Source organism: Streptomyces soli, assembly GCF_003999195.1.
Taxonomy (GTDB): domain Bacteria; phylum Actinomycetota; class Actinomycetes; order Streptomycetales; family Streptomycetaceae; genus Actinacidiphila; species Actinacidiphila soli.
Map to the genome: position 1 here is coordinate 19,434 of NZ_RJVR01000342.1, position 10,436 is coordinate 29,869.

Here is a 10,436-nt window from a genome sequence, read left to right on the forward strand (position 1 = left end):
GGATTAACGGTTGTTGACAAGTGGTGAAGTGTGCATAGTGGCGCTCCGATGAGCACGTAAGCGCATTTATCCGAGGTCCGGTGGCGTCATCGTGAAGTGCGCGGTGACCTGGGCGTAGACGGTCTGGCGTTCGGGTTCGAGGTCGATGGCGAGGCCGGTGTCCTGGGCGGCGCCTGCGGGGGCGGCGGCGAAGGCGGCGCGCATGGAGCGTTCACGGGGGTAGGGGGCGGACTGCTGGACGCCTTCGTCTTCGAGTTCGATGAGGGCGCTGAGGCGGCCGCCGAGGGCTTCGGCGTATTCGCGGGCGCGCTGGACGGCGGCGCGTACGGCCTGCTGGCGGGCGGTGCGGTAGGCGGGCGAGTCGTGGCGCAGGGACCACCAGGGGCCGTCGACGCGGGTGAGGTCGAGGTCGGCGAGGCGGGTGGTGAGTTCGCCGAGTGCGGTGAAGTCGGTGAGGGTGGCGCTGATGCGGACGCTGCCGTGGTAGGCGCGGATGCGTTCGCCGCGGCCGCGTTCGCGGAGTTCGGGGGTGATGACGAAGGCGCCGGTCTCGAGTTTTTCGACGGCGTCGCCGTATTCCTTGATGAGCTCCAGGATGTGGTTGTTGCGGCTGGTGATGTCCTTGAGGGTGTTGCGGCGGGCGGTGCCGCGGGCGGTGACGGTGACGGCGATGGCAGCGAGTTCGGGTTCGACCTCGATGGTGGCTTCGCCGCGTACGCCGACGTGGGGGGTCTCGGGGGTGGGGTGCGTCATGCGGTCCACTCTGGCACGGCGTCAGGTCGTGGAGTGGGTGCGTACGTAGTCGAGCAGGACGCGGCGCAGTTCGCGGGCGGCGCGCGGGGGTTCGGCGTCCTTGCGGTGGGCCAGGGCGATGGTGCGGGTGAGGCCGGGCGGCGCGAAGGGGGTGCTCCGGAGGGTGGGGCGGCGTTCGGCGACCATGCTGGGGACGACGGCGAGGCCGAGGCCGGCCCCGACGAAGCCGAGGACGGCGTCCATTTCGCCGCCTTCGACGGCGAAGGTGGGTTCGAATCCGGCGGCGCGGCAGGCGCTGGTGGTGAGTTCGCGCAGGTCGTAGCCGCGGCGGAACATGACGAGGGGGCGGTCGCGGAGGTCTTGGACGCGTAGCGCCTCGGGCATGTCGGGGGTGCCTGCGGCGCTGACGGCGACGAGGTCCTCGTGGAGCAGCGGGGTGGCGTCGAGGGCGGGGTCGTGGCTCTGGAGGGGCAGCACGATGAGGGCGAGGTCGAGGCTGCCGGTGGCGAGTTCTCGTACGAGGTCGCGGGAGCCGCCTTCTTCGATGATGAGCCGGATGCCGGGGTACTGGCGGTGGTAGTCGCGGAGGATGTCGGGGAGCAGGCCGGTGCAGAGGCTGGGGGTGGCGCCGAGGCGGACGCGGCCACGGCGGAGTTGGACGAGTTCCTGGACTTCCTGGGTGGCGGTCTCGGTGTCGGCGATGATGCGCGCGGCGATGGGCAGGAGGGCTTGTCCGGCGTCGGTGAGGGCGATGTTGCCGCGTGCGCGGCTGAACAGTTCTGCTCCCAGTTCGCGCTCGAGTGCCTTGATCTGCTGGGAGAGGGATGGCTGGGCAATGTGGACGCGTTCGGCGGCGCGGGTGAAGTGTCGGGTTTCGGCCACGGCGAGGAAGTAGACGAGCTGCTGGAGCTGCATAGGTCCAGCCTATGTAAACGAGCCGGAAGATGTCTTGGACCTGTCGTGGGCGGGGATCGTACCGTCAGCGTCATGGCTTTGGCGACTAGGCCCAGGACTGGGCTGTGGGATTCGACCGTGGGCAAGAAGGCCGTCATGGCCGGCACCGGCGTGGTGATGCTGCTGTTCCTGGTCGTGCACATGCTCGGCAATCTGAAGATTTTCTTCGGCCCGGAGAACTTCAACGCGTACGCGGCCTGGCTGCGCACCATCGGTGAGCCGGTGCTGCACGAGAGCTGGTACCTGTGGATCCAGCGCACCGGCCTGCTGGCCTGCGTCGTCCTGCACGGCGTGGCCGCCTATCAGCTCAGCCGCCGCGACCTCGCCGCCCGGCCCGCGAAGTACGTGCACAAGCAGTCCCGGGCCTCGTACGCGACGCGGACGATGCGGTGGGGCGGGGTGATCGTGGGTCTGTTCATCGTGTGGCACATCCTGGACCTGACGACGCTGACGGTGAATCCGCGCGGTCAGGCGGGCCATCCGTACGAGAACGTGGTGGCCGACTTCCGGGTGTGGTGGGTGGATGTCGTCTACATCGTGGCGATACTCGCGCTGGGCCTGCACATCAGGCACGGCTTCTGGAGCGCGGCGCAGACGCTGGGGGCCGTGAACAAGCGGCGTGACCGGGCGCTGAAGACCACGGCCACTGTGCTGGCGGCGGTGCTGACCGCCGGATTCCTTGTCGTACCTGTCGCCGTGATGAGCGGATTGGTGGACTGATCATGGACTTCTCCGACTATCGCGTGGGCGAGCCGGTCGCCGACACCAAGGCTCCGGACGGGCCGGTCGCGGACCGCTGGGACCGGCGTCGCTTCGAGGCGAAGCTGGTCAACCCGGCGAACCGCCGCAAGCACACGGTGATCGTCGTCGGCACGGGCCTGGCGGGCGGCTCGGCGGGGGCGACGCTGGCCGAGCAGGGCTACCACGTGGTGCAGTTCTGCTTCCAGGACTCACCGCGCCGGGCGCACTCGATCGCCGCGCAGGGCGGCATCAACGCGGCGAAGAACTACCGCAATGACGGCGACAGCGTGCACCGCCTCTTCTACGACACCGTCAAGGGTGGGGACTTCCGGGCCCGGGAGTCGAATGTGCACCGCCTCGCCGAGGTGTCGGTGCAGATCATCGACCAGTGCGTGGCGCAGGGCGTGCCCTTCGCCCGGGAGTACGGCGGGCTGCTGGACACGCGGTCCTTCGGCGGGGTGCAGGTGTCGCGGACGTTCTACGCGCGCGGGCAGACGGGCCAGCAGTTGCTGCTGGGCGCGTACCAGGCGCTGTCGCGGCAGATCGACGCGGGGAATGTGGAGCTGCATGCCCGCACCGAGATGCTCGACCTGATCGTGGTGGACGGGCGGGCGCGCGGGATCGTGGCACGCGATCTGGTCAGCGGTGAGATCTCGGTGCACCTGGGTGACGCCGTGGTCCTGGCGACCGGCGGGTACGGCAACGTCTTCTACCTCTCGACGAACGCCAAGGGGTCGAACGCCACCGCGATCTGGCGGGCGCACCGCAAGGGCGCGTACTTCGCCAATCCCTGCTTCACGCAGATCCATCCGACCTGCATCCCGCGCTCGGGCGAGCATCAGTCGAAGCTCACCCTGATGAGTGAATCGCTGCGTAACGACGGCCGGATCTGGGTCCCGAAGGCCGCCGGGGACACCCGCGCGCCGGCCGACATCCCCGAGGACGAGCGGGACTACTACCTGGAGCGGATCTATCCGGCCTTCGGCAATCTCGTGCCGCGCGACATCGCCTCCCGCGCCGCGAAGAACGTGTGCGACGAGGGGCGGGGCGTCGGCCCGGGCGGGCAGGGCGTGTATCTGGACTTCGCGGACGCGATCGCGCGGATGGGCCGGGCGGCGGTCGAGGAGAAGTACGGGAACCTTTTCGAGATGTACGAGCGGATCACCGCCGAGGACCCGTACAGCCGCCCCATGCGGATCTATCCGGCCGTGCACTACACGATGGGCGGGCTGTGGGTGGACTACGACCTGCAGACCACCGTCCCCGGCCTCTTTGCGATCGGCGAGGCGAACTTCTCCGACCACGGCGCGAACCGCCTCGGCGCGAGCGCGCTGATGCAGGGCCTGGCCGACGGCTACTTCGTGCTCCCCGCCACCATCAACGACTATCTGGCACGCGGTCCCCACGACCCGGTCCCCGCCGCCCATCCGGCCGTCCAAGATGCCGTCTCCGGTGTCGAGGAGCGGCTGGGACGCCTCCTCGCGGTCGGCGGGGACCGTACACCGGACTCGTTCCACCGGGAGCTGGGCGAGCTGATGTGGGACGAGTGCGGCATGGCCCGTACGGAGAGTGGCCTGCGGAAGGCGCTGGAGCGGATCCCGGCGCTGCGGGACGAGTTCTGGCGGCGGGTGAAGGTGCCGGGGACCGGCGAGGAGTTCAACCAGTCGCTGGAGAAGGCGAACCGGGTGGCGGACTTCCTGGAGCTGGCGGAGCTGATGTGCCTGGACGCGCTGCATCGCGCCGAGTCGTGCGGCGGGCACTTCCGGGAGGAGTCGCAGACCCCGGACGGCGAGGCGCTGCGCGATGACGAGCGCTTCTCGTACGCCGCCGCCTGGGAGTTCACGGCGGCCGGTGCCGCGCCGGTGCTGCACAAGGAAGAGCTTGTCTTCGAGTACGTACATCCCACCCAGCGGAGCTACGCGTGAACCTGACCCTGCGCATCTGGCGCCAGCACTCGCCCGAGGACAAGGGCGCCATGGTCACCTACCGGGTCGAGGACATCAGTCCGGACATGTCCTTTCTGGAGATGCTGGACGTCCTCAACGAGGAGCTGATCCTCAGCGGTGAGGAGCCGGTGGCCTTCGACCACGACTGCCGTGAGGGCATCTGCGGGGCGTGCGGTGTGGTCATCAACGGGCAGGCGCACGGCCCGGAGCGGACGACAGCCTGCCAGCTGCACATGCGGTCCTTCAAGGACGGCGACACGATCGACGTCGAGCCGTGGCGGGCGGCGGCCTTCCCCGTGGTGAGGGACCTGGTGGTGGACCGTTCGGCCTTCGACCGGGTGATCCAGGCGGGCGGTTACGTCTCCGTGCCGACCGGCAGCGCCCCGGAGGCCCATGCCACCGCGGTACCGAAGGAGTCGGCGGACTACGCCTTCGAGCATGCCGAGTGCATCGGCTGCGGCGCGTGCGTGGCGGCGTGCCCGAACGGCTCGGCGATGCTGTTCACCTCCGCCAAGATCAACCACCTCAACGTCCTTCCGCAGGGCGCCCCGGAGCGCGAGACCCGGGTGCTGAACATGGTCGCCGCCATGGACGGCCAGGGTTTCGGCGGCTGCACGAACACCGGTGAGTGCGCGACGGCCTGTCCGAAGGGGATCCCGCTGCCGTCGATCGCGGCTATGAACCGTGAATACCTGCGGGCCTTGCGTAAGCGCTGACGGTGGCGGCCTGCAGCCCGAACGTGGTGAAGGCGGTGCGGGCCGGCAGGGGGTAGGGGTCCCGGCCGGTGAGGGCGTTGAGGATGACGGCGGAGCGCCAGGCGGCCAGGCCGAGGTCGGGAGCGCCGACGCCGTGGCTGTGCCGGTCGGCGTTCTGTACGTAGATGGACGCGCCGGTGTCCTGGACCGCCGGGTCGAACAGGAGGCGGTGGTCGGGGCCGACGCGGGGGCGGCCGGCGGCGTCGCGGCGCAGGTAGGGGTCGAGGGGCGCGAGCAGCTGGTCGAGGGGGCGTTCGCGGTAGCCGGTGGCCAGCACGACGGCGTTGGTGGTGAGCCGGGTGCGGGTGGCCTGCTGTTCGTGCTCGAGGTGGAGTTCGATGACGTGGGCGCCCATCCGGCCGGCGGTGCGGACGGTGACGCCGGGGGTGAGGGTGGCGTCGGGCCAGCCGCCGTCGAGGGTGCGGCGGTAGAGCTCGTCGTGGATTGCGTTGATGGTGTCGTGGTCGATGCCCTTGTGGAGCTGCCACTGCTGGGGGACGAGCTGGTCGCGTACGGGTTCGGCGAGGCCGTGGAAGAAGTGGGCGTAGTCGGGGGTGAACTGCTCCAGGCCGAGCTTGCTGTACTCCATGGGCGCGAAGGCGGGGGTGCGGGCGATCCAGGTGAGGCCCTCGCGGCCGGCGGGGCGGGCGCGCAGCAGGTCGAGGAAGACCTCGGCACCGGACTGGCCGGAGCCGACGATCGTGATGTGCGGGGTGCCCAGCAGGCGTTCGCGCTGCTTGAGGTAGTCGGCGGAGTGGATGACCGGGACGGTCGGGGCCTCGGCGAGCAGCCTCAGCGGTTCCGGGACGTACGGGGCGGTGCCGATGCCGACCGCGAGGTTGCGGGTGTACGTACGGCCGAGGGCTTCTGCTTCGCCGTGGGCATCGAGCTGGGTGTGGTCGACCTCGAAGAGGGCGCGGCCGGGGTTCCAGCGGACGGTGTCGACCTGGTGGCCGAAGTGGGTGGTGGGGAGGGCTTCGGCGACCCAGCGGCAGTAGGCGTCGTATTCGGCGCGCTGGATGTGGAAGCGTTCGGCGAAGTAGAAGGGGAAGAGCCGGTCGCGGGTCCTGAGGTAGTTGAGGAAGGACCAGGGGCTGGCGGGGTCGGCGAGGGTCACCAGGTCGGCGAGGAAGGGGACTTGGAGGGTGGTGCCCTCGATGAGCAGGCCGGGGTGCCAGTGGAAGGCGAGGCGCTGGTCGTAGAAGGCGGTGCGCAGGTCGGGGATGCCGTCGGCAAGCGCGGCGAGGGAGAGGTTGAAGGGGCCGATACCGATGCCCAGGAGGTCGAAGGGCTGGTCGTCTGTGGTGGTCATCGGGACATACGGCCTTCCGTGGTGAGCGCCAGGAGCGCTGCGAGGTCTTTGGTGCGGGTGCGGGGGTTGAGCAGGGTGACCTTGAGCCAGAGGTGGCCGTCGGCGGTGGCCCGGCCGAGGACGGCGCGGCCCTGGTGCATCAGGCGGCGGCGCAGGGAGGCGACGTGGTCGTCGGTGGCGCCGGTGGGGCGGAAGAGGACGGTGCTGATGGTGGGGCGGGCGTAGAGGTCGAGCGCGGGGTGCTGGTCGACGAGGTCGGCGAGGAGCTGGGCTTGGTCGCAGATGGTGTCGACGAGGGCACCGAGCCCTTCGCGGCCGAGGGCCTTGAGGGTGACGGCGATTTTGAGGATGTCGGGGCGGCGGGTCGTCCGCAGGGAGCGGCCGAGGAGGTCGGGCAGGCCGGCTTCGGTGTCGTCGGCGGCATTGAGGTAGTCGGCGCGGTGGTCGAGCGGGTGCAGCGCGGCGGTGTCGGGGACGGCGAGCAGGCCGGCGGCGACGGGCTGCCAGCCGATCTTGTGCAGGTCGAGGGTGACGGAGGCGGCTCGGTCCAGGCCGTGGAGCTTGGGTGCCTCGCGGTGGCTGAGGAGCAGGGGGCCGCCGTAGGCGGCGTCGATGTGGAGTTCGGCGCCGTGGGCGGCGGCGGCCTGGGCGAGTTCGGGCAGCGGGTCGATGGCGCCGGTGTCGGTGGTGCCGGCGGTGGCGACGACGAGCGCGGGGTCGTAGATGCCGGCCAGGGCCTGCGCCACGGCGGCCGGGTCGAGGGTGCCGTTGGGGGTGGGGACGACGACGGGGTCGGGCAGGCCGAGGACCCAGGCGGAGCGCTGGATGCTGTGGTGGGCGTTGGCGCCGCAGACGACCTGAAGGGGGGCGGCCGGGTGGCGTTCACGGGCGAGGAGCAGGCCGAGCTGGTTGGACTCGGTGCCGCCGGTGGTGACCAGGGCGTCGGCCTGCGGGCGGCCGGGGAAGACGAGGGCGGCCAGCGCCTCCACCGTGGCGGCCTCGATCTCGGTGGCGGCCGGGGCCTGGTCCCAGGAGTCCATGGACGGGTTGAGCGTGCTGACGGCAAGGTCCGCCGCGACGGCCGCCGCCAGCGGTGGCGCGTGCAGGTGCGCCGCGCACAGTGGGTCCGCCGGGTCGGCCGCGCCCTCGGCCAGAGCCCGTACGAGCGTACGCAGGGCGGCCTCCGCGCCTTCCCCGGTGTCGGGAACCGGCTCCCCGCAGGCCTCCCGCACACGCTGGGCGACCTCCTCGGGGCCGCCGGCCGGCAGGGGGCCGCCTCTGGCCGCCGCGCCCTGGTCGAGGGCGTCGAGCACGGTGTCGAGCAGCGGCCGCAGACGGCCGATTCCTTCGACGCCTCCGGCGAGGTGGGGTGGCATGGGGTGGCGTCCTTCCCAGTCGTGCGGTTGACCGGGACGTTTGTACGTCCTGTCTGCACAACGACCATCACCCGACAGGGGTATTGCCCGGCCGGAACGGAACATCTCGTTCCCGCCGGAGGAGGATGGTCCGGGCGTGCTTGACCTTCACGCGGGCGTCAAGGTTTAGCGTCGACCCCATCCCTTGATCTTCGTAGGGAATCCCGGCCTTCAGGCCGGGCGGGAATGCGATCCCTGGGCCGAAGGCGCGGAGCGCCGGAGCTCTCTGCGCCTCCGCTCTGACGGCCCCAGTGGCCCAGTGGCCCAGTGGCTCTGACGGTCAGACAGGACGCTTCTGGTTCTCGATGTAGTCCTTGACGATGCTCAGGGGTGCGCCGCCGCAGGATCCCGCGAAGTACGACGGGGACCAGAACACCGACCCTGTGCCGATCCGGTTGATCCGGCCGGTGTATTCCGCCCGCAAGTATCGGGAGCTGACGCCCTTCAAACTGTTGACCAGTTTGGAGTACGTCTCGCCTCCCCGGCGTCAGCTGCCACGTGTGCCCAAGGGGTTGACTGTACGACGCCCGTGACGATCCAGATCAACGGCGGCGCGCTCCAGATCACCGTACCGAGTGCGTCCGTCCCCCTCCTTCCCGACCGCCTTGCCAGCACCAGCAATCAAACGGTCAGCGCCAACCTCGGCAACCTCACGGTGACCGACGGCAGGGCCGGCACCGCCGGCTGGATCGCCAGCGCACACGGGGACACCTTCACGGCGGGCACGACCACGGACATCCCCGTGGACGTCGCGGGCCAGAGCAGCTACACCACGCCGGCAGCCTCGACCACCGGCAGCGTCACCGTCAACCCCACCAGCCTCAACCCGCTGTCCCCGGGCGGCACGGTGCAGACCGCTGGCCCCGTGTCCGGGATCAATACCGCCACCTGGAATCCGCTGATCACCGTCACGGTTCCGGGGGGCACCCTGGCCGGCTCGTACAGCTCGACGGTGACCCACTCCGTCATCTGATTCGCAGCACACAAATCAGCAGAGGTCTTCCACTGTGCGCACATTCCTCCCCGTATCAGTCCTGGTGGTCGCGGCGCTCGCCGTGGCCACCGGCGCTGTCTCACCCGCAGCCGGCGCATCGGCCCCGGTTCGGCGATCCGCATCCTCCGACCGGGGAGGCATCGGCGTGCGGCTTGTCGATATTCCGGCCAGTTTGGCCAACGACCCCCGAGCACGGCAATACATCATTGATGACCTGAAGCCGGGCACGACCGTAAAACGACGCATCGAAGTAGCGAATTCCTCCGCTTCCAAGTGGCGCGTGAACCTGTATCCGGGCGCCGCCAATATCACGCACGGCTCTTTTGTCGGCGCAATCGGAGCAAAAGAAACCGAACTGACCACCTGGACCAAGCTGGACCGAAAACGCCTCGACATCCCCGCCCACTCCGTAATCCGCGACACCGTGACGATCGCGGTACCCAAAGACGCCGCCCCCGGTGAGAGGTATGGCGCGGTCTGGGCGCAGGTCAGTAGCGGCCACAAGGCCGGCAGTGTCGCGTTGGTCAGCCGGGCCGGTATCCGGATCTACCTCTCCGTCAGCGGCCAAAACCCACCGGCGGCGAAATTCACCGTCAACACGATGACAGCTGAACGCGACCGCGACGGGCGGCCGATCGTGCATGCCCAGATCCACAACACCGGGGGCCGCGCCCTGGACCTGAGGGGCACCCTGAAACTGTCCGCGGTATCCGGAAGTGTCAACGCGGGCCCCTACGATGTCCAGCTGGGCACGACCTTGGCACCCGGCCAGTCCGAGCCGGTGACCGCCCCCGTGACCGATGAGGTGGCGGACGGCCCGTGGGACGCCACTCTCGAGCTGAAAAGCGGGCTGCTCGATGAGACATATCGAGCGCGGATCACCTTCCCGCACGAACCCGGGATCGCCGGGGCTGTGGCAGCGCACCTCCTCTCCTCCGGTTCGCCCTCCGTTCTCATCGGCGCGCTGCTGGCGCTGGTCACGCTGTTGAGCGCGGCCCTTTTGATCACCACCCGCCGCCGACGCCGCAGCAAGAATCGCGAACCGGAACTCCAGCCGGACACGCCTGAACCGACCGCGACCAATTCCCCATAGAGACAGCTGAGTTCGACGCCGACAAGAAGGGTTCTCTCCTGTGGCAGTGGATGCCATCCCGCCAGCGACTCCTGGCGGAGGGCGTAGGCGACGCACTCGGCTCAGGAGAGTCCTGGCCCTGCTGCCCGGACTGGCGTTGCTGGCGACAACCGCTCTGGGCTCGAACCCCTCGCGCGCCGCGGAAGCCCCCGTCGCACTGGGGACCGCCGGCAGCTACGCCGTTCTGGGCGGTTCAACGGTCACCAATACGGGTGCCAGCGTCATCAACGGAAACCTGGGGCTCAGCCCTGGCACTTCGGTGACGGGCTTTCCGCCCGGAGCAGTGAACGGAGTCCAGCACATCGCCGACGCCGCCGCGCTCCAGGCGCAGTCCGACCCAGGGCGATTGCAAAGTCTGATGATCTTGTGACGTTGCAGGTCGGTGGGGTGTGACCGGTACGACGAAGCTCCGTTGAGGTGAGAGAGGTCTCAAG

At 69.7% G+C, this 10,436-nt stretch carries 10 protein-coding genes and 1 pseudogene; 6 read left to right on the forward strand and 5 right to left on the reverse strand.

Annotated features, from left to right (window positions below):
* Positions 1–66: 66 nt before the first annotated feature.
* Together EFK10_RS41630 and EFK10_RS41635 are read right to left on the reverse strand one after the other, a co-directional pair.
* Positions 67–753, reverse strand: coding sequence for an SIMPL domain-containing protein (locus tag EFK10_RS41630; protein WP_127360845.1), 687 nt, complete (start codon positions 751–753; stop codon positions 67–69).
* A 21-nt stretch (positions 754–774) separates the two neighbouring features.
* A complete protein-coding gene (locus tag EFK10_RS41635; RefSeq protein WP_127360846.1) occupies positions 775–1,668 on the reverse strand; it encodes a LysR family transcriptional regulator in 894 nt (297 codons plus the stop codon).
* A 72-nt stretch (positions 1,669–1,740) separates the two neighbouring features.
* On the opposite strand from EFK10_RS41635, the gene EFK10_RS41640 reads away from it, so the two are divergent.
* The 3 genes from EFK10_RS41640 to EFK10_RS41650 are packed head-to-tail and all read left to right on the forward strand — an operon-like array spanning position 1,741 to position 5,110.
* Complete coding sequence (locus tag EFK10_RS41640; protein ID WP_127360847.1) at positions 1,741–2,427, forward strand: succinate dehydrogenase cytochrome b subunit; 687 nt, start codon at positions 1,741–1,743, stop codon at positions 2,425–2,427.
* A gap of 2 nt (positions 2,428–2,429) precedes the next feature.
* Complete coding sequence (locus EFK10_RS41645; RefSeq protein WP_407647246.1) at positions 2,430–4,373, forward strand: fumarate reductase/succinate dehydrogenase flavoprotein subunit; 1,944 nt, start codon at positions 2,430–2,432, stop codon at positions 4,371–4,373.
* Complete coding sequence (locus EFK10_RS41650) at positions 4,370–5,110, forward strand: succinate dehydrogenase/fumarate reductase iron-sulfur subunit (RefSeq protein WP_127360849.1); 741 nt, start codon at positions 4,370–4,372, stop codon at positions 5,108–5,110. Before EFK10_RS41645 ends, EFK10_RS41650 begins: the two co-directional genes overlap by 4 nt.
* Here EFK10_RS41650 and EFK10_RS41655 read toward each other — a convergent pair.
* From EFK10_RS41655 to EFK10_RS41665, 3 genes and pseudogenes are all read right to left on the reverse strand, one after another.
* Positions 5,070–6,461: a lysine N(6)-hydroxylase/L-ornithine N(5)-oxygenase family protein gene (locus EFK10_RS41655; RefSeq protein ID WP_127360850.1), complete on the reverse strand. Its 1,392-nt coding sequence runs from the start codon at positions 6,459–6,461 to the stop codon at positions 5,070–5,072. The two genes, EFK10_RS41650 and EFK10_RS41655, sit on opposite strands and share 41 nt — an antisense overlap.
* The gene (locus tag EFK10_RS41660; RefSeq protein ID WP_127360851.1) at positions 6,458–7,837 is read right to left on the reverse strand and encodes a pyridoxal phosphate-dependent decarboxylase family protein; all 1,380 of its coding nucleotides are present in this window, start codon (positions 7,835–7,837) and stop codon (positions 6,458–6,460) included. The genes EFK10_RS41655 and EFK10_RS41660 overlap by 4 nt, the downstream gene beginning before the upstream one ends.
* 319 nt (positions 7,838–8,156) lie before the next feature.
* Positions 8,157–8,342 (reverse strand): annotated as a pseudogene (locus EFK10_RS41665) (IS200/IS605 family transposase); the annotation flags it as partial.
* Between the two features lie 63 nt (positions 8,343–8,405).
* On the opposite strand from EFK10_RS41665, the gene EFK10_RS41670 reads away from it, so the two are divergent.
* From EFK10_RS41670 to EFK10_RS41680, 3 genes are all read left to right on the forward strand, one after another.
* Complete coding sequence (locus EFK10_RS41670) at positions 8,406–8,849, forward strand: hypothetical protein (protein WP_127360852.1); 444 nt, start codon at positions 8,406–8,408, stop codon at positions 8,847–8,849.
* 34 nt (positions 8,850–8,883) lie between these two features.
* On the forward strand, positions 8,884–9,963 hold the full coding sequence (locus tag EFK10_RS41675) for a peptidase (RefSeq protein ID WP_127360853.1): 1,080 nt from the start codon (positions 8,884–8,886) through the stop codon (positions 9,961–9,963).
* 136 nt (positions 9,964–10,099) lie between these two features.
* On the forward strand, positions 10,100–10,372 hold the full coding sequence (locus EFK10_RS41680) for an ice-binding family protein (protein ID WP_127360854.1): 273 nt from the start codon (positions 10,100–10,102) through the stop codon (positions 10,370–10,372).
* Positions 10,373–10,436 lie beyond the last annotated feature (64 nt).